Source organism: Vibrio sp. 10N.261.52.A1 (assembly GCF_002876325.1).
Taxonomy (GTDB): domain Bacteria; phylum Pseudomonadota; class Gammaproteobacteria; order Enterobacterales; family Vibrionaceae; genus Vibrio; species Vibrio chagasii.
On record NZ_MCYD01000267.1, the window covers coordinates 1 to 341 of the forward strand.

At 42.2% G+C, this 341-nt stretch carries 1 pseudogene; it reads left to right on the top strand.

From position 1 onward, the window contains the following. Positions 1 to 208, top strand: a pseudogene (locus BCT81_RS03435) (bifunctional NADH-specific enoyl-ACP reductase/trans-2-enoyl-CoA reductase); the annotation flags it as partial. Positions 209 to 341: the final 133 nt, after the last annotated feature.

Consider the following 341-nt stretch of genomic DNA (forward strand, 5'->3'; position numbering starts at 1 on the left):
ACGTCTGGATGACCTAGAACTGCGTGACGACATCCAAGAACATTGTCGTAACCTATGGCCTCAAATCACAACTGAAAACCTAAAAGAGCTAACTGACTACGTTGAGTACAAAGAAGAGTTCTTGAAGCTATTCGGTTTCGGTGTTGAAGGTGTTGATTACGAAGCTGACGTTAACCCAGCTGTTGAATTTGATGTAGCTGACATCTAATTCAAATTATCGAATCTAAACGAATAGGCGCTCATTGAGCGCCTATTTTTTGTCTTAAAAGCAGATACGGGATACGAAGAGATTGAGAGCGGATTCGGGATACGAGTGGCGGGATGAGAAGAGATTAAATAGC